At 72.0% G+C, this 24,186-nt stretch carries 24 protein-coding genes; 19 read left to right on the forward strand and 5 right to left on the reverse strand.

Features of this window, described 5'->3' with window-relative positions; all coding sequences use genetic code 11:
* A partial coding sequence (locus tag ACFY9S_RS23425) for an aminomethyltransferase beta-barrel domain-containing protein (protein WP_391131975.1) occupies positions 1-108 on the forward strand: 108 nt, incomplete at its 5' end.
* Positions 109-210: 102 nt separating this feature from the next.
* On the opposite strand, the gene ACFY9S_RS23430 is transcribed toward ACFY9S_RS23425, so the two are convergent.
* Together ACFY9S_RS23430 and ACFY9S_RS23435 are read right to left on the reverse strand one after the other, a co-directional pair.
* Positions 211-993, reverse strand: a complete 783-nt coding sequence (locus ACFY9S_RS23430) for an alpha/beta fold hydrolase (protein WP_391131977.1) — start codon at positions 991-993, stop codon at positions 211-213.
* A 61-nt stretch (positions 994-1,054) separates the two neighbouring features.
* Positions 1,055-1,378 carry a DUF427 domain-containing protein gene (locus ACFY9S_RS23435; protein WP_391131633.1) on the reverse strand — a complete coding sequence of 108 codons (324 nt, stop codon included), beginning with the start codon at positions 1,376-1,378 and terminating at the stop codon, positions 1,055-1,057.
* Between the two features lie 81 nt (positions 1,379-1,459).
* Here ACFY9S_RS23435 and ACFY9S_RS23440 point away from each other — a divergent pair, with 81 nt between their 5' ends.
* From ACFY9S_RS23440 to ACFY9S_RS23465, 6 genes are all read left to right on the forward strand, one after another.
* Entirely contained in the window at positions 1,460-2,266 is an 807-nt protein-coding gene (locus tag ACFY9S_RS23440; RefSeq protein WP_391131635.1) for a methyltransferase, read from the forward strand.
* Positions 2,263-2,802, forward strand: coding sequence for a TIGR00730 family Rossman fold protein (locus ACFY9S_RS23445; RefSeq protein ID WP_142159241.1), 540 nt, complete (start codon positions 2,263-2,265; stop codon positions 2,800-2,802). The genes ACFY9S_RS23440 and ACFY9S_RS23445 overlap by 4 nt, the downstream gene beginning before the upstream one ends.
* Positions 2,803-2,820: 18 nt before the next feature.
* Positions 2,821-3,519, forward strand: a complete 699-nt coding sequence (locus ACFY9S_RS23450; RefSeq protein WP_391131637.1) for an SDR family oxidoreductase — start codon at positions 2,821-2,823, stop codon at positions 3,517-3,519.
* Positions 3,520-3,550: 31 nt separating this feature from the next.
* Positions 3,551-4,558 (forward strand): methionine synthase, encoded by a 1,008-nt coding sequence (locus ACFY9S_RS23455; RefSeq protein WP_391131639.1) that lies wholly within the window; start codon positions 3,551-3,553, stop codon positions 4,556-4,558.
* A gap of 15 nt (positions 4,559-4,573) precedes the next feature.
* Entirely contained in the window at positions 4,574-6,769 is a 2,196-nt protein-coding gene (gene ligA, locus ACFY9S_RS23460; protein ID WP_391131641.1) for an NAD-dependent DNA ligase LigA, read from the forward strand.
* 258 nt (positions 6,770-7,027) lie between these two features.
* Positions 7,028-9,301 (forward strand): EAL domain-containing protein, encoded by a 2,274-nt coding sequence (locus ACFY9S_RS23465; protein WP_391131643.1) that lies wholly within the window; start codon positions 7,028-7,030, stop codon positions 9,299-9,301.
* Positions 9,302-9,388: 87 nt separating this feature from the next.
* On the opposite strand, the gene ACFY9S_RS23470 is transcribed toward ACFY9S_RS23465, so the two are convergent.
* On the reverse strand, positions 9,389-9,976 hold the full coding sequence (locus ACFY9S_RS23470; protein WP_391131645.1) for a WHG domain-containing protein: 588 nt from the start codon (positions 9,974-9,976) through the stop codon (positions 9,389-9,391).
* 86 nt (positions 9,977-10,062) lie between these two features.
* Here ACFY9S_RS23470 and ACFY9S_RS23475 point away from each other — a divergent pair, with 86 nt between their 5' ends.
* From ACFY9S_RS23475 to gatB, 5 genes are all read left to right on the forward strand, one after another.
* Entirely contained in the window at positions 10,063-10,434 is a 372-nt protein-coding gene (locus ACFY9S_RS23475; RefSeq protein ID WP_391131646.1) for a DUF4267 domain-containing protein, read from the forward strand.
* Between the two features lie 105 nt (positions 10,435-10,539).
* Positions 10,540-10,836: an Asp-tRNA(Asn)/Glu-tRNA(Gln) amidotransferase subunit GatC gene (gatC, locus tag ACFY9S_RS23480; RefSeq protein ID WP_095936815.1), complete on the forward strand. Its 297-nt coding sequence runs from the start codon at positions 10,540-10,542 to the stop codon at positions 10,834-10,836.
* A 5-nt stretch (positions 10,837-10,841) separates the two neighbouring features.
* Positions 10,842-12,350, forward strand: a complete 1,509-nt coding sequence (gene gatA / locus ACFY9S_RS23485; protein ID WP_391131648.1) for an Asp-tRNA(Asn)/Glu-tRNA(Gln) amidotransferase subunit GatA — start codon at positions 10,842-10,844, stop codon at positions 12,348-12,350.
* Positions 12,347-12,586 carry a hypothetical protein gene (locus tag ACFY9S_RS23490; RefSeq protein WP_030851407.1) on the forward strand — a complete coding sequence of 80 codons (240 nt, stop codon included), beginning with the start codon at positions 12,347-12,349 and terminating at the stop codon, positions 12,584-12,586. The genes gatA and ACFY9S_RS23490 overlap by 4 nt, the downstream gene beginning before the upstream one ends.
* Positions 12,587-12,600: 14 nt before the next feature.
* Positions 12,601-14,115 (forward strand): Asp-tRNA(Asn)/Glu-tRNA(Gln) amidotransferase subunit GatB, encoded by a 1,515-nt coding sequence (gene gatB / locus ACFY9S_RS23495; protein WP_391131650.1) that lies wholly within the window; start codon positions 12,601-12,603, stop codon positions 14,113-14,115.
* Between the two features lie 70 nt (positions 14,116-14,185).
* Here gatB and ACFY9S_RS23500 read toward each other — a convergent pair whose 3' ends face one another.
* Positions 14,186-14,989: a methyltransferase domain-containing protein gene (locus tag ACFY9S_RS23500; protein WP_391131652.1), complete on the reverse strand. Its 804-nt coding sequence runs from the start codon at positions 14,987-14,989 to the stop codon at positions 14,186-14,188.
* A 190-nt stretch (positions 14,990-15,179) separates the two neighbouring features.
* Here ACFY9S_RS23500 and ACFY9S_RS23505 point away from each other — a divergent pair, with 190 nt between their 5' ends.
* The 7 genes from ACFY9S_RS23505 to ACFY9S_RS23535 all read left to right on the forward strand — a co-directional run bounded on the left by ACFY9S_RS23505 (position 15,180) and on the right by ACFY9S_RS23535 (position 22,961).
* Positions 15,180-15,575 (forward strand): hypothetical protein, encoded by a 396-nt coding sequence (locus ACFY9S_RS23505; protein ID WP_391131654.1) that lies wholly within the window; start codon positions 15,180-15,182, stop codon positions 15,573-15,575.
* A 158-nt stretch (positions 15,576-15,733) separates the two neighbouring features.
* Positions 15,734-17,980 carry an MMPL family transporter gene (locus tag ACFY9S_RS23510; protein WP_391131656.1) on the forward strand — a complete coding sequence of 749 codons (2,247 nt, stop codon included), beginning with the start codon at positions 15,734-15,736 and terminating at the stop codon, positions 17,978-17,980.
* Positions 17,958-18,530: a GNAT family N-acetyltransferase gene (locus ACFY9S_RS23515; protein ID WP_391131658.1), complete on the forward strand. Its 573-nt coding sequence runs from the start codon at positions 17,958-17,960 to the stop codon at positions 18,528-18,530. The genes ACFY9S_RS23510 and ACFY9S_RS23515 overlap by 23 nt, the downstream gene beginning before the upstream one ends.
* A gap of 75 nt (positions 18,531-18,605) precedes the next feature.
* Entirely contained in the window at positions 18,606-19,142 is a 537-nt protein-coding gene (locus tag ACFY9S_RS23520; protein WP_391131660.1) for a hypothetical protein, read from the forward strand.
* 197 nt (positions 19,143-19,339) lie between these two features.
* A complete protein-coding gene (locus ACFY9S_RS23525; protein ID WP_391131661.1) occupies positions 19,340-19,522 on the forward strand; it encodes a hypothetical protein in 183 nt (60 codons plus the stop codon).
* 122 nt (positions 19,523-19,644) lie between these two features.
* Complete coding sequence (locus ACFY9S_RS23530) at positions 19,645-22,728, forward strand: AAA family ATPase (RefSeq protein ID WP_391131663.1); 3,084 nt, start codon at positions 19,645-19,647, stop codon at positions 22,726-22,728.
* A 47-nt stretch (positions 22,729-22,775) separates the two neighbouring features.
* Positions 22,776-22,961, forward strand: a complete 186-nt coding sequence (locus ACFY9S_RS23535) for a DUF6191 domain-containing protein (protein ID WP_391131665.1) — start codon at positions 22,776-22,778, stop codon at positions 22,959-22,961.
* Between the two features lie 15 nt (positions 22,962-22,976).
* On the opposite strand, the gene ACFY9S_RS23540 is transcribed toward ACFY9S_RS23535, so the two are convergent.
* A complete protein-coding gene (locus ACFY9S_RS23540; RefSeq protein WP_391131667.1) occupies positions 22,977-24,149 on the reverse strand; it encodes a PQQ-dependent sugar dehydrogenase in 1,173 nt (390 codons plus the stop codon).
* Positions 24,150-24,186: the final 37 nt, after the last annotated feature.

Here is a 24,186-nt window from a genome sequence, read left to right on the forward strand (position 1 = left end):
GTCCGCGGCGTCGCCCCCGGCCAGGCGATCGTGCTGTACGACGGCACGCGCGTGGTGGGCTCGGCGACGATCACGGCGACGACCCGGGAGACGGCCGGCGTGGCCTGAACCGCCGCGGCAGCCGGGGGCGGGCTCCACGCGCGCGTGCCCCCGTGCCGCCCGTCTCGGTCCCGGCCCAAGCACCCCGTCGGTCCCGGCCGAAGAACTCCGTCAGTCCCGGCTGAAGAACTCCGTCAGCACCGGCGCCAGCACGTTCGGCTCGACCATGTGCGTCTGCCCCTGGAGCGTGCGGTACGTGCCCTCGGGGACGGAGTCCGCGATCGCCTTGGCCGCCTCGCGCAGCCAGGCGGGGCTCGCGTCGCCCGCGACCGCCAGGACGGGCACGCCCACGGAGCCCAGCCGGGAGCGGGGGACCCGGCCGTCGCCCATGACGGCGTCGTCGTAGGCGAGACTCAGGGCCATCGCCTCCATCCCGGGCCACATGGGGGACTGGCGGGCGCCCTGGATCACCCCCTCGGCCAGGCCGGTCAGCCGCAGGAACAGTTCGACCGCGTCCCCGCGCCGCCCCTCGCCGAGCGCCTCCGTCAGCCGCTCGGTGTACTGCGCACGCTCTCTGGCGCCCTCCTCGGACATCGCGAACGGCGTCTCGTAGACGGCCACGCGCCGCACCGGCAGTCCGCCGGCCGCCGCCTCCAGGGCCAGTGCCCCGCCCGAGGAGATGCCGTACAGGAGTGCCTCGCCGCCCACCGCCTCGATCACCGCGGCCAGGTCCTCGATCTCACGCTCCACGGCGTACGGCGCGGTGTCCGCGCTGGCGCCGCGGCCCCGGCGGTCGTACACGACGGCCTGGAAACGCTCCGCGAGCGACACGGCCAGCGGCGCCAGAGTGCCGCCCGTCGACATCGCGCCGCTCACCAGAATCACCGCGGGACCGCGTCCGGTGCTCTCGTAGGCGATGCGGGTGCCGTCGCGCGAAAGGATCTTCTTGTCCATGCTCATGCAGACTGCCGCACGGCGCGGTGTTCATCGGTGAGGCGGGCGGCGCGTCAGCCGATCAGAACACTTCCACCTCGTAGAAGCACAGGTGGTCCTTGATCTCGGCGACGTCCGGCTCGGGGTCCGGATACGCCCAGACGAGGTCCGCCGCGTCCGGCAGCGACCAGTAGGAGGCGGTGCCCTTGAACGGGCAGTACGTCTGCGCGCCGGACGGCGTCAGCAGGTCCAGCCGCACGTCCTCACGCGGGATGTAGTACCGCTCGGGACAGCCCGTCTCGCGCAGCACCAACGACCGGTCGCTCTCCGCCAGCACCTGCCCGCCGTGCACCACGCGCACGTGCCGGTCGCTGCGCTCGACGGTGATGCGATGCCCTCTGGTCACGATCGCCCCTCCTCGGGTAGCCGACTCCTCCCGTACAGCGCAGGCTGAAGCGGAGTTCTTCCCTCGCCGCAGGAGGCCCCCATGCGCGCCAAGGAACCGGCTGCCGGAGACCGCTCCCGCCTGCTTCACCAGGTCCGGTACGCCCTGAACCACCCGAAGCGGGTGCCCGCGCACGCCCGGCGTGCGGTGCGCGACGCATGGCTGAGGCTGCGCCATCCCGACCACATCGCGTACTACCGGGCCGTGATGGCCTCGGACTCGGCCCGCAGCGCCGAGGCGGCGGTGGGGCACAACCCCTCACGCGAGCAGTGGGCTCGGATCGGGCGCATGCAGTTCGACTACCTGACGGGCCACGGCCTCCAGCCGCACCACCGCATGCTGGAGATCGGCTGCGGCAACCTGCGCGCCGGGCGGCTGTTCATCGACCACCTCGACACCGGGAACTACTACGGCATCGACATCTCGCCGCACATCCTGCTCGCCGCCCAGGACACCCTGGTGGCCGAGAAGCTCCAGCCCAAACTGCCCTACCTGGCACTCGCCGGCGACCTCACCTTCGCCTTCCTGCCGGACGCCCACTTCGATGTCGTACACGCGCACAGCGTCTTCTCGCACTCGCCGCCGCACGTCATCGAGGAGTGCTTCGCCCACGTCGGGCGGATCCTCGCGCCCGGCGGCTTCTTCGACTTCACCTTCGACCGCACCGAGGGCGAGGAACACCAGGTCCTGCACGAGGACTTCTACTACCGGACGCGGACCCTCACCGAACTCGCCGCGCGGCACGGCCTGGACGCCCGGTTCATGGACGACTGGGAACGCCTGCCCCATCGGCAGTCCAAAATGCGGGTGACCGCCACGGCGGACCGGGCCCGTACGGTGGGCCCATGAACATCTGTGTCTTCCTGTCCGCCGCCGACCTCGACGAGCGCTACACCCGCCCCGCGCGGGAGTTCGCCGAGCTGCTGGGCAAGGGCGGCCACACGCTCGTGTGGGGCGGCTCCGACGTCGGCCTCATGAAGGTGGTCGCCGACGGGGTGCAGGAGGCGGGCGGCCGGCTGGCCGGTGTCTCCGTGCAGTTCCTCGCGGCCAAGGCCCGCCCGGGCGTCGACGAGATGGTCGTCGCCAAGGACCTCGCCGAGCGCAAGAGGCTGCTCCTGGAGAGGGCCGACGCCGTGGTGATCATGGTCGGCGGCACGGGCACGCTCGACGAGGCGACCGAGATCCTGGAGCTGAAGAAGCACGGGCACACCGACAAGCCGGTGGTCCTGCTCAACACCGCGGGCTTCTACGACGGCCTGAAGGAGCAGTTCCGCCGCATGGACGCCGAGGGCTTCCTGCCCCGTCCCCTGACCGACCTGGTGTTCTTCGCCGAGGAGCCGGTCGGGGCGCTGGCGTACCTGGAGGAGAGCCGGGGCATCGAGTGATCCGGCTCTGATGCGAGCATGGCGGACATGGCTACTCATGTGATCACCGGAGCCGGCTCCGGCATCGGCGCGGCCGTGGCCCGCCGTCTGCACGCGCGCGGGGACGACCTCGTGCTGCACGCGCGCGACGCGGGCCGCGCCAAGGAGCTCGCGGCCGAGTTCCCCGGAGCGCGGACCCTGGTCGGCGACCTCGCCGACCCCGACCGGCTCTCCTGGGCCTTCTCCCACCAGTCGCTGCCGGACCGCGTGGACTCGCTGCTGCACATCGCCGGCGTGGTCGACCTCGGCCCGGTCGGCGAGCTCACCCCGAAGGCGTGGCGCCACCAGCTCAACGTCAACCTGATCGCCCCCGCCGAGCTGACCCGCCACTTCCTGCCCCAACTGCGCGCCGCCCGCGGCCACGTGCTCTTCGTCAACTCCGGCGCCGGCCTCAACGCCCACGCCGGCTGGTCCGCGTACGCAGCCTCCAAGCACGGCCTGAAGGCCCTCGCCGACTCCCTGCGCCACGAGGAGCACGCCGCCGGGGTCCGCGTCACCTCGGTCTACCCCGGCCGCACGGCCAGCCCCATGCAGGCCAAGGTGCACCAGCAGGAGGGCAAGGAGTACGACGCTTCGCGTTGGATCGACCCGGAGTCGGTCGCCACGACGATCGTCATGGCCCTGGACCTGCCGCGGGACGCCGAGGTCAACGACCTGACCGTGCGCCCTGGAGGCTGACCCCGCTCAAGACGCTGCGTAGGCTTCTGGGGTGAGCGAAAACAGCCAGTTCAGGTTCGGCACGGCCACCGGCGTGGGATCCATGCCGGGCGGCGACGCCCGTGAGGCCGCCAAGACCGTCACCGGCACCTTCGAGGACTTCCCCTTCCTGCCCGAACTGCCCGCCCGGGGCCCCGGCGCGGACATGATCGGGCGGACCGCCGGGATGCTCGTCGAGCTGTACGCGCGCGTGGAGCCCAGCGGCTGGCGGCTCGGGGACCGGCCGGGGCGCGACACCAAGCGGGCCCGTTCCTGGCTCGGCGAGGACCTCGACGCCCTGGAGGAGTTCACGCAGGACTACGAGGGCCCGCTCAAGGTCCAGGCGGTCGGCCCCTGGACCCTCGCGGCCAACCTGGAGCTGCGGGGCGGTGAGGCCGCCCTCTCCGACCCCGGAGCCTGCCGCGACCTCGCCGCCTCCCTCGCCGAGGGACTGCGTCTGCACCTCGCCGAGGTGCAGCGGCGGATCCCCGGCGCGCAGATCGTCCTCCAGCTCGACGAGCCGTCCCTCACCGCCGTCCTGCGCGGGCAGGTCAAGAGCGCCAGCGGCTACCGCACCCACCGGGCCGTCGACCGGCAGGTCGTCGAGCAGACGCTGCGCGACCTCGCCGGGACGCACACGGCCGGCCCGGTCGTGGTCCACTCCTGCGCCCCCGACGTGCCGTTCGCCCTGCTCCGCCGGGCCGGCGCGGCGGCCGTCTCCTTCGACTTCTCCTTGCTCACCGAACGTGACGACGAAACGATCGGGGAAGCGGTGGAGGGCGGGACCCGGCTCTTCACCGGTGTCGTCCCGGGCACGGAGGGCCCATTGTCAGACCCTGCCGGTAGCGTCATGGGTGTCAGGACGCTGTGGCGCAGGCTGGGGCTGTCTCCGGGGCTTCTCGCGGAGGCGGTCACGGTCACCCCGGCGTGCGGACTCGCGGGGGCCTCCCCGGGGTACGCGCGTACGGCTCTCGCGCACTGCGCCCGGGCGGCGAGATCCCTCGCGGACAACCCAGAGTAACGGGAGGACGACACGGTGGCCGGCGACAAGCAAGCGGAGACGACGACGGTGCCCGCAGAGGCACGGGAGAAGCACGCGCGCCTCGCGGAGCAGATCGAGGAGCACCGCTTCCGCTACTACGTGAACGACGCTCCCGTCGTCAGCGACGCGGAGTTCGACCAGCTGCTGCGTTCCCTGGAGGCGCTGGAGGAGGAGCACCCCGAGCTGCGCACGCCGGACTCGCCGACCCAGAAGGTCTCCGGGGCCTACGAGACCGAGTTCACGGCGGTCCGGCACCACCAGCGCATGCTCTCCCTCGACAACACGTTCAACGACGAGGAGATGGCCGCCTGGACGGAGCGCATCGCCAGGGAACTGGGTGAGCAGGAGTACCACTTCCTGTGCGAGCTCAAGGTCGACGGGCTCGCGGTGAACCTCACCTACGAGCACGGCCGCCTCACCCGCGCCGCCACCCGCGGCGACGGCCGCACCGGTGAGGACATCACGCCCAACGTGCGCACGATCGCCGAGATCCCCGACCGCCTCAAGGGCGACTCCGTCCCCGACCTCGTGGAGATCCGCGGCGAGGTCTACTTCCCGATGGAGAAGTTCCAGGCGCTCAACGCCCGCCTCGTCGAGGCCGGAGACAAGCCCTTCGCCAACCCGCGCAACGCGGCCGCCGGTTCACTGCGCCAGAAGGACCCGCGCGTCACCGCCACCCGCCCGCTGCACATGGTGGTCCACGGCATCGGCGCCCTGGAGGGCTTCACCGGCCTCACCCGCCTCTCCCAGGCCTACGACCTGCTCAAGACCTGGGGTCTGCCCACCTCCCGGCACAACAAGGTGGTCGACGGCCTGGAAGGCGTACGGGAGTTCATCGCCTACTTCGGCGAGAACCGCCACTCCGTGGAACACGAGATCGACGGCGTGGTCGTCAAGCTCGACCAGATCCCCCTCCAGGGCCGACTCGGCTCCACCTCGCGTGCCCCGCGCTGGGCGATCGCGTACAAGTACGCGCCGGAGGAGGTCAACACCAAGCTCGTCAACATCCGGGTGGGCGTGGGCCGCACCGGCCGCGTCACCCCCTACGCCCAGGTCGAGCCCGTCACGGTCGCGGGCTCCGAGGTCGAGTTCGCCACGCTGCACAACCAGGACGTGGTCAAGGCCAAGGGCGTCCTCATCGGGGACACGGTCGTGCTGCGCAAGGCCGGTGACGTCATCCCGGAGATCCTCGGCCCCGTCGCCGACCTGCGCGACGGCACCGAGCGGGAGTTCGTCATGCCCGGCGAATGCCCCGAGTGCGACACGCCGCTGCGGCCGATGAAGGAGGGCGACGTCGACCTGCGCTGCCCCAACGCCCGCACCTGCCCGGCCCAGTTGCGCGAGCGCTTGTTCTACCTCGCGGGCCGCAAGGCGCTGGACATCGAGCACTTCGGCTATGTGGCGGCGGCGGCCCTCACCGCGCCGTTGGAGCCGAAGGACCCGCCGCTGGTCGACGAGGGCGACCTGTTCGACCTCACCATCGAGCAGCTGTTGCCGATCAAGGCGTACGTCCTCGACCCGGACAGCGGGCTGCCCAAGCGCGATCCGAAGACCGGCGAGGAGAAGGTCGCCACGATCTTCGCGAACCAGCAGGGCGAGCCCCGCAAGAACGCGGTCGCCATGCTGGAGAACATCGCGGCGGCCAAGGAGCGCCCCCTGGCCCGCGTCATCACCAGCCTGTCGATCCGTCATGTCGGACCCGTCGCGGCCGAGGCGCTGGCCCGCGAGTTCCGCTCGATCGAGCGGATCGACCAGGCCAGTGAGGAGGAACTGGCGGTCACCGAGGGCGTCGGACCGACCATCGCCGCCTCCCTCAAGCAGTGGTTCGCCGAGGACTGGCACCGCGACATCATCCGCAAGTGGAAGGCCGCCGGCGTCCGCATGGAGGAGGAGAGCACCGGCGAGGACGAGGGGCCGCGCCCGCTCGAAGGGCTCACCGTCGTCGTCACCGGCACCCTCGAACACTTCACCCGGGACGGCGCCAAGGAGGCGCTGCAGAGCCGTGGAGCGAAGGTGACCGGCTCGGTTTCGAAGAAGACGTCGTTCGTCGTCGTGGGGGACAGTCCCGGATCGAAGTACGACAAGGCGATGCAGCTGAAGGTTCCGGTCCTGAACGAGGACGGTTTCGGCGTCCTGCTGGAGCAGGGACCACAAGCCGCGGCCGAAGTCGCCCTTTCGGCCGAGGAGTAGCGGTTGAAGGCCACCCGTTCGGCGCATACCAGATGCATACGGGTGGCCGGGGCCCATTCGGGCAACCGTCGGCGACCGCTGCCCGTGGAAGCCTTCTGCGGCCTACTGTTGAGATGTGCGCCTGCCGTGCCCAACCGCGGTCGGGGCATCTTCGTGCTCGCACAGAGCGCGGGGAACGGTTTTCGGGCGCGGGCCGTTGAGGGATGTCGGGCACTGGGCCGCGGGGCGTGGGTACCGCCGGCTGTGAGAGGGACGGGAATGGAACCGACCGAGAGCGCCGTGCCGGTCTCGCGGCTGCGCCGTGTGGCGGTCGCGTGGCGTGCAGTCCGTGGGGCCGTACGGCCGGCGGGGCGTCCGGGAGCGGAGGCGCGCGCCGTCGGACAGTACACCCCGGACAGGCGAGGTGACGGGGGGCGCGCCGCGGACGGCCCCGGCGCACAGCCGATCACCGAACGCCCGCCCGCACTGGCCGGTGCGGACGACCCGGACGGCGAGCGGCACCAGTCCTGGCCCGCGCTGCCCGCCGCAGTCGTCGCGGCGGCCGGGTTCGTCCTGGGCGCCGGCTTCTACCGTGCCTTCACCGGCGGCCACGCGCTCTTCCCGTCGGGCACTTCCGGCTGGGCGCTGGCCGTGCTGACCGGCACCATCGTCGGTCACCTGGTCATGCTGGGCCGCTCCCGCTGGTGGGGCGGTACCGGCTCGGGCGCCGCCCTCACCCTCGCCGTGCTGCTGCTCTACGGCTGGGTTCCGGCCGGCATGGTCAGCCTCACCGTCGTCGTGCTGGTGGGCGTGGCCCGCCGCAACCGCTGGCGCCAGGGAGTGCTGCACGGCGCCGTCGACCTCCTCGGCATCGGCGCCGGCGCGCTCGTGCTGGGCCTCTTCACCACCGTGCCGTCCGTCGAGACCCCGGCGGATCCCGCCGCGTGGACGCTCGCCACGGCACCCCAGGTGGCCCTGGTCGCCGTCGCCTACCTGATGGTCACCCGCGTCCTGCTCTGGTACCTGCACGCGCCGCGCCCCGGGCTGCCCACCGTCGCCCGCACCGCCCTGGTCAGACAGGGGCTGGTCGCCGTCGCGCTGCTCGGCATCGCGCCGCTGGTCTGCGTGGTCGCCGTGGCCAAGCCGATCCTGCTGCCGCTGTTCTCCATCCCGCTGATCGCCCTGGACTCCACCCTGTGGATAGCCCGGGCCCGAGCCGAGGAGCAGCTGCGCGACCCGCTGACGGGGCTGCCCAACCGCCAGTGGCTGCTTGAGCGCATCTGGACCGCCCTGGACGACGCGGAGCGGATCGACGCCCGCGCCGCGCTGATGCTGATCGACCTCGACCGGTTCCGGTCGGTCAACGACACGCTCGGTCATCTCGCCGGTGACCGGCTGCTGCTGCAGATCGCCGACCGGCTGCGGGTGGCGCTGCCGCGCGGGGCGGAGGCCGCCCGGCTCGGCGGTGACGAGTTCGCCGTCTTACTGCCGGTGGCCGACTCCACGACGTCCGCGACCCGGATCGCCCGCAACCTCGTCGCCGCCCTCAGTTCCCCCCTCGACCTCGACGGCCTCACCCTCGTCCTGGAGGCCAGCGCCGGAGTCGCCGTCTTCCCCGACCACGCCCTGGACGCCGAAGGGCTGCTGCGGCGGGCGGACGTGGCGATGTACCAGGCGAAGCGGGACCGCACCGGCGTCGAGGTCTACGAGTCCAAGCGCGACTCCAACACCCCCGACCGTCTCGGCCTGCTGGGCGATCTGCGCCGCGCCCTCGACGCGCGCGAGGTGCATCTGCACTACCAGCCCAAGGTCCGCTTCGACGGGCAGGTCGCGGGCCTGGAGGCGCTGGTCCGCTGGGTGCACCCCGAGCGGGGCAAGGTCCCGCCGGACGAGTTCATAGCGATCGCCGAGTCCTCGGGCCTGATGCCCCACCTCACCGAGTACGTGCTGGAAACCGCGCTGGGCCAGGTCGCGCGCTGGCGGGAACAGGGCCTGTTCGTCCCGGTCGCGGTGAACGTCTCCCCGCGCGACGTGCACACCCCCGGCTTCGCAGGCTCCGTCGCCGCCCGGCTGGCCCGGCACGGAGTCCCGGCGGGAGCGCTCCAACTGGAGATCACCGAGCACGTCCTCCTGGAGGACCCGCAGCGCGCCGCCGACACCCTCAACCAGCTGACCGCGCACGGCGTGAAGATGTCCCTCGACGACTTCGGCACGGGCTACTCCTCGCTGGTGCACCTGCGCCGGCTCCCGGTCAGCGAGCTCAAGATCGACCGTTCGTTCGTGGCGCGCCTCGCGGTCGACACGGAGGACGCCGAGATCGTGCGCTGCACGGTCGATCTGGCACACTCCCTCGGTCTGCTCGTCGTCGCCGAGGGCGTCGAGGACGACGAGACCTGGGAACGCCTGCGCGACCTCGGCTGCGACGCGGTCCAGGGCTGGCTGGTCGCGGCGGCGATGCCTCCGGACGAGACCACGGCCTGGCTGCGGGCGCGGGGCCCCCGGGGGTGGCAGCGCCCGCGCGCAGCGCTCCCCGCTGCGACGGCCGACGAGTGACCTGCCCGTCCGCTGTTCCGCTCGCCCTGTTCGCCTGTACCGCCCGCCCCGCTCGCCCTTCCTGCAGGAGGTGATCCGGACGGGCGCTCAGTCCGTGCCCTGGGGCACGAAGTGGCTGATCAGGAGCGCCAGCCGTCGATCGTGCGCTTCCTCGGGCAGCCGGCCACTGCGCATCAGGGTCACCAGCCCGTGCAGCCCGGCCCAGTACGTCTCCGTCAGCGCTCCCATGTCCTCACCCTCGGCCGCGATCGGCCGGACGGCCTGCAACAGCTCGCCGAAGGCGTCCTGGAGGGCCGCCGGCGCCTCGGGGGTGGCGAAGGGCAGGTCCACGGCGAGCGTGAAGATCACGTCGTAGAGCGCGGGCCGCCGCCGGGCGAAGGCGGTGTACGCGCGGCCCACGGCCGCCAGCGCCTCGCGGGAGCTCCCGGCCGCCGTGCGCGCCGCCCGCAGCTCCTCGGCGAGCTCCTCGCAGCCCTGCACCGCCACCGCCGCCATGATCGCGCCCTTGCCCTTGAAGTGGCTGTAGAGGACCGGCTGGCTGTACTCGATCTCGTCGGCGAGCCGCCGCGTGGTCACCGCGTCCCAGCCCTCCGCCTCGGCCAGTTCCCGCGCGGCCGTCACGATCAGCCGCTCGCGTTCCGCTCGTTCGCGCTCCCGGCGCGTCTGGATCGTCATGGCGTGATTCTAGCATCGCTAGCATTCCTGTCGACGCTCTGCTAGCTTCGCTCTTGTCCCTAGCGCTGCTAGAAACGGAGAAGGACATGACCGTCACCGCGTACACCCTGGCCGTGGTGCTCAACCTGTTCTGCCTGATCCTCGGCTACCGGTTCCTGTTTCAGCCCGGCCCCTCCGCCGCCGGTTACGGCGTTCCGGCCGACCCCGGCGGCGACGCCGGCGCCTATCTGACGATCAAGGGCCTGCGGGACGGAACCCTCGGGCTGGTCGGTCTGGCACTGCTCGCCTTCGCGGGGGCCCGGGCCGAGGCCTGGTTCATGCTGGCCGTGGCGCTCATACCCCTCGGCGACACGCTGATAGTGCTGCGCCACGGCGGTGCGAGGGCGGTGGCCTTCGGGATTCACTTCGCCACCGCGGTCGTCATCCTGATCACTGCCGGACTGCTCTTCGCGGTCTGAGCGCGCCCCCATGAGCCTCCGGGGCGGCAAACCGTTTCACGGGCACGGTCTCCGGCCCCATAGGATTGGGCCACACCACATTCACTCACCCCTGAGGATCGCTGCATGCCTGGCATCACGCGCGAGGAGGTCGCCCACCTCGCCCGGCTGGCGCGTCTGGAGCTGAAGCCCGAAGAGCTCGACCACTTCGCGGGACAGCTGGACGACATCATCGGCGCGGTCGCCCGCGTCAGTGAGGTCGCCGACCAAGACGTACCGCCGACCTCACACCCGCTCCCGCTGACGAACGTCATGCGCGTGGACGAGGTCCGTCCGTCGCTCACCCCCGAGCAGGCGCTCTCCGGCGCCCCTGCCCAGGAGCAGCAGCGTTTCAAGGTGCCGCAGATCCTGGGGGAGGACTAGAAGTCATGACGGCCAAGAACGTCGAATACTGCATCAAGCTCACCGCCGCCGAGACCGCCGCGAAGATCGCCTCCGGCGAACTCACCGCGGTGCAGGTCACCGAGGCCCACCTCGCCCGCATCGAGGCCGTCGACGAGAAGGTGCACGCCTTCCTGCACGTCGACCGCGAGGGCGCCCTCGCCCAGGCCCGTGCCGTGGACGAGAAGCGCGAGCGCGGCGAGAAGCTCGGCCCGCTGGCCGGCGTGCCCCTGGCGCTGAAGGACATCTTCACCACCGAGGGCGTGCCCACGACCGTCGGATCGAAGATCCTCGAGGGCTGGATCCCGCCGTACGACGCGACCGTCACCCGGCGGCTCAAGGCCGCCGACGTCGTCATCCTCGGCAAGACCAACATGGACGAGTTCGCCATGGGGTCCTCCACCGAGAACAGCGCCTACGGCCCGACCGGCAACCCCTGGGACCTGACGAAGATCCCCGGCGGTTCCGGCGGCGGTTCGTCCGCCGCGCTGGCCTCCTTCCAGGCCCCGCTCGCGATCGGCACGGACACCGGCGGCTCCATCCGCCAGCCCGCCGCCGTCACCGGCACGGTCGGTGTGAAGCCGACGTACGGCGGGGTCTCCCGGTTCGGCATGGTCGCCTTCTCCAGCTCCCTCGACCAGGGCGGGCCCTGCGCCCGTACGGTCCTGGACGCGGCGCTGCTGCACGAGGTCATCGCCGGGCACGACCCGCTCGACTCCACGTCCATCGACGAGCCCGTCCCGGCGGTCGTCGAGGCCGCCCGCAACGGCTCGGTCCAGGGCATGCGCGTCGGCGTCGTCAAGCAGTTCCGCGGCGAGGGCTACCAGGCCGGCGTCATCCAGCGGTTCGACGAGTCCGTCGAGCTGCTCAAGGAGCTGGGCGCCGAGATCGTCGAGCTGGACTGCCCGTCCTTCGACCTGGCGCTCTCGGCGTACTACCTGATCGCCCCGTCCGAGTGCTCCTCCAACCTCGCCCGCTTCGACGGCCTGCGCTACGGCCGGCGGACCGGCGACGACGGCACGCACTCCGCCGAGGAGGTCACCTCCCTCACCCGCGAGGCCGGCTTCGGGCCCGAGGTCAAGCGCCGCATCATGCTCGGCACCTACGCGCTCAGCTCCGGCTACTACGACGCGTACTACGGCAGCGCCCAGAAGGTCCGCACGCTCATCAAGCAGGACTTCGACAAGGCGTTCGAGCAGGTCGACGTGATCGTCTCGCCGACGACCCCGACCACCGCCTTCGCGATCGGCGAGCGCGCCGACGACCCGATGGCGATGTACCTCGCCGACCTGTGCACCATCCCGACCAACCTGGCGGGCAACGCGGCCATGTCGCTGCCGTGCGGCCTCGCCCCGGAGGACAACCTCCCGGTCGGCCTGCAGATCATCGCCCCCGTCATGAAGGACGACCGCCTGTACAAGGTGGGTGCGGCCGTCGAGGCCGCCTTCGTGGAAAAGTGGGGCCACCCGCTGATCGAGGAGGCTCCGTCGCTGTGAGCGCACTGTCCAAGGCCAAGGGCTTCAAGAAGTCCAAGTCCGGTCTGTACATCTCGATGGCCACGTCGGCGTTCGGCGCCGTCGGTGTCTACAAGCAGATCAAGAAGGCCCGCGGAGACAACGACACGCTGCGGCTGCTCGACGCCGTCGTGACCGGAGCCGCGGTCGTCACCAACCTGGCCATTCTCTATCGCGAGCTGAAGCAGCTGGGCGACGACGACGTTCTGCTGGGCTGAGAGGGAAGTTCACCGTGACCACCACGACCGACCTGGCGTCGTACGAGGAAGCACTCGCGTCGTACGACCCCGTCATGGGCCTTGAGGTCCATGTCGAACTCGGCACCAAGACCAAGATGTTCTGCGGTTGTTCGACCGCCCTCGGCCAGGACGCCAACACGCAGACCTGCCCGGTCTGCCTCGGCCTGCCCGGCGCGCTGCCGGTCGTCAACGCGACCGGCGTCGAGTCCGCCATCAAGATCGGTCTCGCGCTGAACTGCGAGATCGCCGAGTGGTGCCGTTTCGCCCGGAAGAACTACTTCTATCCGGACATGCCGAAGAACTTCCAGACCTCCCAGTACGACGAGCCGATCGCCTTCAGCGGCTACCTCGACGTGCAGCTGGAGGACGGCGAAACCTTCCGCGTGGAGATCGAGCGCGCGCACATGGAGGAGGACACCGGCAAGTCGACGCACGTCGGCGGCGCCACCGGCCGCATCCACGGCGCGTCCCACTCCCTGCTCGACTACAACCGCGCCGGTATCCCGCTCATCGAGATCGTCACCAAGCCGATCGAGGGCGCGGGCGAGCGAGCCCCCGAGGTCGCGCGGGCCTACGTCCGTGAGCTGCGCGAGCTCATCAAGGCGCTCGGCGTCTCCGAGGCCCGCATGGAGATGGGCCAGATGCGCTGCGACGTGAACCTGTCGCTGCGCCCGCACGGCACCGAGAAGTTCGGCACCCGCTCGGAGACGAAGAACGTCAACTCGCTCCGGTCCGTGGAGCGCGCGGCCCGCTTCGAGATCCAGCGGCACGCCGCCGTGCTGTCGTCCGGCGGCACGATCATCCAGGAGACCCGGCACTTCCACGAGGACACGGGGTCGACGACCTCGGGCCGTGTGAAGGAGGAGGCCGAGGACTACCGGTACTTCCCGGAGCCCGACCTCGTCCCGGTGGCCCCGTCCCGCGAGTGGGTCGAGGAGATCCGGGCCGCACTGCCCGAGCTGCCGCTGGTCCGCCGCAACCGGCTCCGCGAGGAGTGGGGCGTCTCGGCCACCGACATGCAGGCGATCCTCAACGCCGGTGCGCTGGAGCCGATCGTCGCCACGATCGAGGCCGGGGCCGACGCCGCCTCCGCTCGCAAGTGGTGGATGGGCGAGCTGGCCCGCAGCGCCAACGAGTCGGGCAAGGCGCTCGACGAGCTGGCGATCACACCGGCGCAGGTCGCCCGGGTCACCGAGCTCGTCGCCAAGGGCGACCTGAACGACAAGCTGGCCCGGCAGGTCATCGAGGGCGTCCTCGCGGGCGAAGGCACCCCGGACGAGGTCGTCGACAAGCGCGGCCTGAAGGTCGTCTCCGACGAGGGCGCGCTCACCACCGCCGTCGAGGAGGCCATCGCCGGCAACCCGGGTGTCGCGGACAAGATCCGTGGCGGCAAGGTGGCCGCGGCCGGAGCGCTGGTCGGTGCGGTCATGAAGGCGACCCGGGGGCAGGCCGACGCGGCACGCGTCAAGGAGCTGATCCTGGAGAAGCTGGGCGTCAGCGAGGGCTGACCTCTCGTGGACCCGACGAGGGGGGACGCGCCGGACCCGGTGCGTCCCCCCTCGTCATTCACTCGGACACTCAGAGGCGGCGGCCGACGACCCGGACGAAGCCGAGTGTCTCGCCCCGGTCGAGGCGCAGCATCTCGGCGCACTGCCCGGCCATCCGGACGTGCCACTCGTCCGTGCTCTCGTCGGCCACGACCTCGCACCAGCGCAGCCAGTCGCGCCAGCCGTCCTGAAGCCAATCCGCCGTCTCGACCGCCACGGCCCCGCTACGGGTCCAGTGGCGGCGCCACCAGGCGGCGGTGTGGAAGCACCAGAACCCGGGGTCCCAGTACGGCTTGAGATGCTCCGGCGGCTCGACGCCGTCGATCTCCTCGCGCAGCGCCGGTACGACGACGCCGATCCGCCCGCCGGGCTTCAGCAGTCGCGTCAGCTCGGGCAGGTACAGGTCGTTGGTGCCGAAGTACTGGTAGGCGTCGATCGAGACGATCGTGTCGAAGCTGTTCTCGCCGAACGGCAGGTCGTGCGCCTCGGCGAGCACGGGCAGGACCCGGTCGGCGACACCCGCCTCGGCGATGCGCCCGGCGTTCTCGTCGGGCTTGACCCACAGGTCGGCCGCGGTGACGGCAGCGTCGTACTCCTTGGCGAGGAAGACCGACGTCATGGCACGGCCGCAGCCCAGGTCGAGCACGCGGGAGCCGGGGGCGAGGGTGTCGAGTCCGAGAGCCGGGGCCAGCCACTCCAGCAGCCACAGCGCGTGCGGTCCCATCTGGTTGTCGATGGTCCAGCGGGCGTCGTAGCCGTTGCTGCGCGGGTAGCCGGGGTGGCTCACACGGTCAGAGAGGGGGTCGTGCGGGGTCCGGGAAGTGATGTCCGACATCGGTGGACGGGCTCCTTGAGTCCTTGAGGAAGAAAGGGGATGCGTGGGAGCTCGGTCGGACCGTCAAACAATGCACCTGCTTCGGCCGGGCGGCGGGAGGCCGCGGGCATTCCTCGGACCAGCGGACGTTAACAGCCGGCCCTCGGCCCCGCACCCGGTTTTCGACGCCCGGCGCGCTACCGTTTCGGCCATGAGTGGACGCGCTGATTCCGGCACTGATCCAGAGATGGCGGACTCGGAGGCGGCTGCCGGACGGGACGAGCGCGAGGACGCGGTGGAGCGCGGGGACGCGGCGGAGGCCGACGACCCGGCGGAGGGCGACGACCCGGCAGAGGGCGAGGGAGACGCGCGGCGGGCCCGCTGGACCGCGGCGGGCACCGGCGCCGCACTGGCCCTGGCGGGCTTCGCCGCGGCGCTGCTCCGCCTCACCCGCTCCGCGCCGGCTCTCGTCCCGGCCGCGTACGCCGGCGGGGCCGCCGTCTGCGCTGCCGCCGCCGTGCTGGGCTCGCGCGGCCGTACCCGGCGCGCGCTCTGGCTGCTGATCGCGGGCGTGATGGTGATGGCGCTGGGGGACCAGTTCGACTGATTCCGGCCGCTGTGAATAAGCCCACGAAACCGACAAATGATCTCGTCGGTTTGTAAGAGTGGCAGCGCATTGCTCATGCGTTCTTTGCTGGCTGTTCAGTTCATGTACGACTGTTCCCGGCCAAAGATCCACACAAGGCAACTCCGGGAGCACGTTTCGTGGCAGCCCTCGCACGCTGGTGTGTCCAGCGCCGTCTGCTCAGCGTCCTGCTGTGGCTCCTCGCGTTCGCCGGGGTCGCCGCCGTCGCCGCCGTCGCCGGCACCACGTACTCGAACGACTACCAGGTCCCCGGCACCGAGTCGGGCCGCGCCTCCGAGTTGCTGCACGAGGGCTTCCCGCAGCTCGGCGGGGACAGCGACACCGTCGTCTGGCACGCCGCCTCCGGCAGCGTCCGCGCCGCCGACGTCGAACAGACGATGACCCGCACCCTGGACCGGATCGAGGATCTCCCCGGGGTGGCCTCGGTCGCCGGCCCCTACGACGGACCCGGCACGGGCCGCATCAGCGACGACGGCCGCACGGCGTACGCATCGGTCACCTTCGACGACCGGGCCGAGGACATCGCGGAGGGCGAGGCGCGGGCCGTCGTCGACACCGCCAAGAGCGCCGAGACCGACGGACTCCGGGTGGAGCTGGGCGGCAGCGCCGTCGCGCTCACCGAGTCCTCCGGCGGGCACCTCGCCGAGATCGTCGGCGTGATCGTCGCCGCGCTGGTGCTGTTCCTCGCCTTCGGCTCGCTCGCCGCATCCCTGCTGCCCATCGCCACCGCCCTGGTCGGCGTCGGCACCGCCTACGCCGGGATCGTGCTGCTCGGGCACGCCATGACCGTCGCGGACTTCGCCCCCATGCTGGGCATGCTCGTCGGGCTCGGCGTCGGCATCGATTACGCCCTGTTCATCGTCACCCGGCACCGGCGCGGGCTGAAACGCGGGCTGTCCGTCACCGAGGCCGCCACCAACGCCGTCGCGACCACGGGACGGGCGGTCGTCTTCGCGGGTGCCACCGTTTGCATCGCGCTGCTCGGCATGCTGATCCTCCGGCTGAGCTTCCTCAACGGCGTCGCCATAGCGGCCAGCCTCACCGTGATCCTCACCGTCGCCGCCTCCGTGACCCTGCTGCCCGCCCTGCTGTCCTTCATAGGCATGCGCGCGCTCAGCCGCCGGGAGCGGCGCCGCCTCGCCGAGCACGGGCCGCAACCCGAGGTGCCCACCGGCTTCGCGGCCCGCTGGTCGGCCTTCGTGGAACGCCACCCCAAGGTGCTGGGCGTGGTCGCCCTGGCTGTCATGGCCGTCCTCGCACTGCCCACCTTCTCCCTGCACCTCGGCACCTCCGACCAGGGCAACGGCCCGAAGACCGCCACCACCCGCCAGGCCTACGACCTCCTGGCCGACGGCTTCGGCCCCGGTGTGAACGGCCCGCTCACCCTGGTGACGAAGGTCGACGGAGCCGACGACAAGCTCGCCCTGGACAACCTCGACGGCACACTCCGCGCCACCGACGGCGTCGCCTCGGTGACCCCGGTGACGTTCGACTCCGGCGGCCACACCGCGTACCTCGGCGTCGTCCCGGAGTCCTCCCCGCAGTCGAAGGACACCAGTGACCTCGTGGACCGGCTCCGCGGCGAGGTGCTGCCGCGCGCCGAGTCGGGCACCTCGCTCGACGTGCAGGTGGGCGGCATGACGGCCGGCTACGACGACTTCGCCGACGTCATCGTCTCCAAGCTGCCGGTGTTCGTCGGGGTCGTCATCGGTCTGGGCTGTCTGCTCCTCCTGCTCGCCTTCCGCTCCGTCGGCATCCCGCTGAAGGCCGCCGCGATGAACGTCGCCGCCGTGGCATCGGCCTTCGGGGTGGTGGTCGCGATCTTCCAGTGGGGCTGGGGCAGCGAACTGCTCGGCCTCGGCAGCGCGGGGCCCATCGAGCCCTTCCTGCCCGTGATCATGGTGTCGGTGCTCTTCGGCCTCTCCATGGACTACCAGGTCTTCCTGGTCAGCCGGATGTACGAGGAGTGGCTGGAGACCGGCGACAACCGGCGGGCCGTGCGCGTCGGCCTCGCCGAGACCAGCCGGGTGATCAACTCGGCGGCGGTCATCATGATCTCCGTCTTCCTGGCCTTCGTGCTCAGCGGCGACCGGGTGATCGCCATGTTCGGCATCGCCCTGGCCGCCGCCGTCGCCCTGGACGCCTTCGTCCTGCGCACCCTCCTCGTCCCGGCCCTGATGCACCTGCTCGGCGGCGCCAACTGGTGGCTGCCCCGCTGGCTGGACAAGCGCATGCCGCGCATCAGCATCGAGCCGCCCGAGAGCCGTGCCGCCCATGAGAGGCTGGCCGCCGCGACGGACGCCGAGGTGGCGGACGTCCTGGCGGAGGAGGAGCGGCAGCGGGATGTACGCGATATCCCTGGGTGACGACGCCGAGCTGAGGCCCCTGGAACCCTGGCACGCCGGGGAGTTCCTGGCGCACCTGGAGCGAGGGCGCGAGTTCATCGGGCAGTACATCCCGTTCGGGTCGAACGAGACGGACCTGCTCTCGGCCCGGGCCAAGCTCCAGCACTATGCCGCCCTGCGTGCCGCCGACACCGGCTCCCTGCACGGCCTGTGGCTGGAGGGGACGCTGGTGGGCGGGGTGCTGTTCCTGAACTTCGACGCGGCGGCAGGGAACTGCGAGGTCGGCTGCTGGCTGGAGCCGGCCGGAACGGGCCGGGGTCTGGTCACGCGCGCGATGCGGGTCCTCATCGACTGGGCCGTCGAGCAGCGCGGCATCCACCGCGTCGAATGGGTCGCCGCCTCCGGCAACCAGCCGAGCCTGAACGTGGCGCGGCGCCTCGGCATGACCCGGGATGGTGTGCGGCGCCAGGCCCACCCCTATGGTGGCCTACGGCACGATCTCGAAGTCTGGTCGGTGCTGGCGCCCGAGTGGCGCGCCGCACGCTCGCGTGCCGCTCACCACGATCATTGACAGAGCCGCACGCCCGCGTGCCGCTCACAACGATCATTAAGAGACTTCTCAGACAGCGACCCTACGGTGCGAGACATGGCAACGAACGCAGTGGACGAGACCGAGGCCACCCAGGCCACGACCGACGAGAAGGCGGTGGACACCACCAAGTCCGACGAGGTGCCCCAGACCGAGGTCCCGGCCGCGGCCGAGGACACGCTGACCCAGGAGGAGAGCCCCTCCGGCGTCGGCCAGGGCGCCGCCGCCGTGGTCTCCGCCGCACTGGGCGTCGTCTCGCTCACCGGCAGCTGGGTCGGCACCGTCGCCTCAGCGCGCCAGAACCTCGTCGGCCAGCTGGAGACCGCGCAGAACGCGGGCGTGGCCCAGCAGATCCAGGCGGTCTACGGCGACGCCTGGCAGACCACTGCCCTGTGGGGCGGCCTGTTCGCGCTGATCGCGCTGGTCGTCGGCGTCGTGACGCTCGCCCGGCCCGCCTTCGGCACGCCGGGCAGGATCCAGGCCCCCTGGATCAAGTCCGTCGCCTGGGCGGGAGTCGCGCTCGGCGTCATCGGCCTGCTCCTGGCCGTCCTCAAGTACACCGGCGTCCTGCTCGGACTGCCGTCCGCGAGCTGAGAGCCCGCGCATCCTGAGGGGTCTCAGGCGGTTCCGTAAGCACCTTACGGAGCCCCTGAGGCCCCTCAGCCGCGTCTAAGGCCCCTCCCGGCGCCGAAGATGCGGAACTCTCCCGATGTGGCGGCCCCGCCTGGGAGACGAGAGTGAGGTCATCGCGGAGAAACACTCCGTGACCGGCCTCTCCTCAAGGACACACCATGCACGAGTACGTACTCCAGCAGCTGCGCACCTCCGACCTCATCCGCCGGGCCGACCACGAGCGCCTGGTCCGCGAGGCGACCCGGGCCCGTCGCGCGGCCCGCCACGAGGCGAACACGGACGCCGAGCACGAAAGCCATAGCCGCCGTTTCCGGCGGCCACGGTTCGCCCGGACCGCGTGAACGCCGGGGCGGGACCGGCCGTGGCCGTCCGGGAGGCAACGGCCGTCGTTCCCGCGGGAACGACGGCCGCTGGTCCGGCCGTTGTGCGGAAAACCGGTGCCGCGCCGTCGGACCCGCGTGCGATGCTCGGGGCCGTGGAGACCCAGTCCGTCAGCCCTGTGTTCGTCGGCCGTGCCGAGGAACTGGGCACGCTGCGCGACGCGCTCGCGCGCGCCCGCGAGGGCGAGCCGCAGGCGCTGCTCATCGGCGGGGAGGCCGGAGTCGGCAAGACCCGCCTGGTCGAGGAGTTCGCCGCCGCCGCCCGCGCCCGTGGGGCGGTGGTCGCAGTCGGCGGCTGCGTGGAGATCGGCGCCGACGGACTGCCCTTCGCTCCCTTCTCCACCTCGTTGCGCGCCCTGCGCCGCGAACTGCCCGGCGAGCTGGCCGCCGCGGCCGCCGGCCAGGAGGAGGAACTGGCCCGGCTGCTGCCCGAGCTGGGCGAGTCGAGGGCCGGGCGGCACGACGAGGACGGCATGGCCCGCCTCTTCGAGCTGACCGCCCGCCTGCTGGAGCGCGTCACAGCCGAGCACACCGTCGTCCTCGCTCTGGAGGACCTGCACTGGGCCGACGCCTCCACCCGCCATCTGCTCTCCTACCTCTTCCGCACCCTGCGCACCGGCCGCCTCGTCGTCCTCGCCACCTACCGCTCCGACGACATCCACCGCCGCCACCCGCTCAGGCCGCTGCTCGCCGAACTCGACCGGCTCCGCACGATCCGCCGCCTCGAACTCGCCCGCTTCAACCGCGACGAGGTGGGCCGGCAGATCGCCGGGATCCTCGCCCGGGAACCCGAGCCGGACCGGGTCGACGCGATCTTCGAACGCTCCGACGGCAACGCCTTCTTCGTCGAGGAACTCGCCGTCGCCGCCCACGAGGGCTGCCGGGCGGGCCTGACCGACTCCCTGCGCGATCTGCTGCTGGTCCGTGTCGAGGGACTGCCGGAGGCGGCCCAGCAGGTCTCCCGGATCGTCGCCGAGGGCGGCTCCACCGTCGAGCACCGGCTGCTGGCCGCCGTCGCCCGGCTCGCCGAGGACGACCTCATCGAGGCCCTGCGGTCCGCCGTGAACGCCGGCATCCTCGCCCCCGCGCCCGGCGACGACGGCTACCGCTTCCGCCACTCCCTGGTCCGCGAGGCCGTCAGCGACGACCTGCTCCCCGGCGAACGCTCCCGCCTCAACCGCCGCTACGCCGAGGCCCTGGAGAGCGACCCGTCCCTCGTCCCCGCCGACGAGCGGGCGACGCGCCTGGCCAGCTACTGGTACCACGCCCACGACGCCGCCAAGGCCCTGCCCGCCGTCCTCGAAGCCTCCGTCGCGGCCCGTCGCCGCCACGCCTACGCCGAGCAGCTGCGGCTCCTGGAACGGGCGATGGAACTGTGGGACTCCGCTCCCGACGCCGTACGCCGGACCCTGCGCCCCGTCGACTACACCGAGGTCTACCCTCCCTGCGGCTGTGACCCGGCCACCACCGCCCTGCGCTACCTGGACCTGCTGGCCGAGGCGGCCGTCGCCGGACGGCTCTGCGGGGAGCGCGAACGCGCCCTGAAGATCACCAAGCGGGCACTGCGCCTGCTGCGGGACGAGGACGACCCTCCCTCGAGCTCCCGACCGCGATCGGGCTGGGGGGACCCCCAGCGCGCCGCCTGGTTCTGGATCCAGCGCTCCCGGCTGGTGCAGCGGCTCGCCCGGGGCGACGGCTGGAAGGAGATCGCCACCGCGCAGGACCTGGTCCGCGGCCTGCCACCGTCCGAGGTGCACGCCGAGGTTCTGGCCACGGCCGCACACTGGTCCATGCTCCGCGAGCCCGGCCCCGACACCCTGACGGCCGCCGAGCGGGCCGTCGAGTACGCGCGCATGGTGGGCGCCGACGAGATCGAGTCGAACGCCCGGCTCACCCTCGGCGGGCTCATGGTCGAGGCCGGGCAGATCGAGGCCGGGCTGGCCCACATGTACGAGGTCAGGGAGGAGGTCGTGGCCCGTGGCCTCGCGGTCGTCGTGGGCCGCAGCCATGTGAACCTCCCCTCCAGCCTGGAAGGCATCGGGCGCTCCGAGGAGTCCGTGGACATCCTGCGCGAGGGCCTGCGGCTCACCCGCAGGATGGGACTGGCCGAGTCCGAGGGCTGGGTCCAGGGCAATCTCGCCGAGTCGCTCATCTCCCTGGGCCGCTGGGACGAGGCCGCGAAGGCGGCCGTCAGCGCCCAGCAGCTGGGTCGGAGGGCCGCTCCGTACGGGTCCGGCGCCAACAGCCTGGCCTTCCTCGCGCTCGCCCGCGGCGAGGTGGCCGAGGCCGCCCGCCACCTCGCCGAGGCCCGCGCCTCCTACGGCCCGCACGACCCCATGCCACAGCACGACCTGCCGGTCTCCTGCCTCACCGTCGCCGTCGCCGCCGCCGAGGGACGCCTGGCCGACGCCCGAGCCGAACTGGCCCGCACCCTGGAGTCCGGCTTCCCGCTCGGCACCCAGCGCTACGCCTGGCCGCTGCTGCTCCACGCGGCCACCGCCGAGGCCGACGCCCGGGCCCTGCCCGCCGCCCGCGACGGCCGCGAGCAGGTACTGGACGGCATCTTCTCCGCCGTCAAGCGCCTCACCACCCACGCCCCCGTCTGGTACGCCCACGAACAGTGGGTCCGCGCCGAACTCCACCGCGCCGAGGACCGGAGCACCCCGGACATCTGGTCGGAGGTGGTCACCGCCTTCGAACCCCTGGGCCGGCCCTACGACCTCGCCCGCGTCCGGTACCGCCTGGCCGAGTCCCTGCTGGCGGGCGGCGGCGAGGACGAGCGCGATCGCGCCGCGGAACTGCTCCGCCTCACCCACGCCGCCGCCCGCCACCTCGGCGCACGGCCGCTCGCCGACGCCGCCACCACGCTCGGCCGGCGCGCCCGCCTCCCGCTCGCGCCCGCCGTGGCGACCGGCCCCGCGCCCGCCGACCCCGCCGAGGCCCTGGGCCTCACCAGCCGGGAACGGGACGTACTGCGCCTGGTCGCCGCCGGCCACACCAACCGCCGCATCGCGGAACAGCTGTTCATCTCGCCGAAGACCGCGAGCGTCCACGTCTCCAACATCCTGGGCAAACTCGGCGTCTCCGGACGGGGCGAGGCGGCGGCGGTGGCGCACCGGCTGGAACTGTTCCCGGCCGAGCTGCTCATGCCCGGTCCGGCCGGCTGAGGCATACCCTGGAGGGACGTTGCGGCTCCGCGGCTCAGGGAGGCTCCGTGTTCAACATGTTCGAGGAACTGTTCTCACCTGGCCGCAAGCACACCCGCGACGAGCAGAACCGCCTGGAACTGACCCGTGAGGACGTCGGGGACGGCGACCCCGGACGCGGGCCGATAGACCTCACGTCCGGGAAGGTCGTCGTACGCCCGTCCGACGAGGAGGCGGAGAACCCGGGGAACTAGGCCGGGACGCGGTCACTACTTCACCCGCAGCTCCAGGATCCGGTCGTCCGCGTCCTCCGGGTTGCCCCGGCCGTCCGTGTTGCTGGTCACCAGCCACAGCCGGTCGCCGCCCGCCGGCACCACCGTGCGCAGCCGGCCGTACTCGCCGTCCAAGAAGGCCTGCGGCTCGGCCGAGGCCTCGGTGCCGTTGAGCGGGACGCGCCACAGCCGCTTGCCGCGCAGGCCCGCCATCCAGACCGACCCCTCGGCGTAGGCGATGCCGCTGGGCGAGGCCTCGGCCGTGGTCCACTGGTCGACCGGGTTGTGGAACTCCCCGTCGTCGGACCGGCCCTCGGCCTCCGGCCAGCCGTAGTTGTCGCCCGGCTTGATCGCGTTGAGCTCGTCCCAGGTGTCCTGGCCGAACTCCGAGGCGAACAGGCGCTGCTTGCCGTCCCAGGCGAGGCCCTGCACATTGCGGTGGCCGTAGGAGTACACCGGCGAGTCCGGGAAGGGGTTGCCCGGCGCGGGCTCGCCCTCCGGGGTCAGACGGAGGATCTTGCCGCCCACGGAGTCCTTGTCCTGGGACAGGCCGGTGTCGCCGCTCTCGCCCGTGCCCACGTAGAGCATCTTGTCCGGCCCGAACTCGATGCGGCCGCCGTTGTGGATGAAGCCCTTGGGGATGCCCCGGAAGACCGTGTCGGGCGCTCCGAGCTGCTCGCCGGAGGGCTTCTGCTCGTCGTAGATCATGCGGACGATGCGGTTGTCGGAGGCCGAGGTGAAGTACGCGTAGACCATGTGGTCCGAGGCGTAGTCGGGGGACAGGGCGATCCCGAGGAGGCCGCCCTCGCCGGCCGCCGAGACCCCCGGCACCTCGCCCAGTTCGGTCTTCTTGCCGGTCTTCTCGTCGACCCGGACGATCGTCCCCTCGTCCCGGGAGGCGACCAGCAGGCCGCCGCCCGGCAGCGGAGCGAGCCCCCAGGGTGACTCCAAGCCCTCGGCGACGGTGCGCACCACCGTCACCGAGCCCTGGGCGGGCGGTGTCTCCCCGCCGGCCTGCCGCGGCGGCGCGGAGGACCCCGGCGCCGTACGGCCCGGGGAGGCGCTCTCGTCCTTGCCGGACGAACCTCCGCCGTCGGAGGAGCAACCGGCCGTCAGCAGGAGCGCGGCGGCGGCCAGCACGGTCGGGACGGCTCGACGTGGCACGATCATGGTCCCTTCGACGGGGCAGGTCCTCTCCCTGTCATAC

The sequence above is a fragment of the Streptomyces sp. NPDC012474 genome (genome assembly GCF_042955185.1).
GTDB lineage: Bacteria > Actinomycetota > Actinomycetes > Streptomycetales > Streptomycetaceae > Streptomyces > Streptomyces cahuitamycinicus.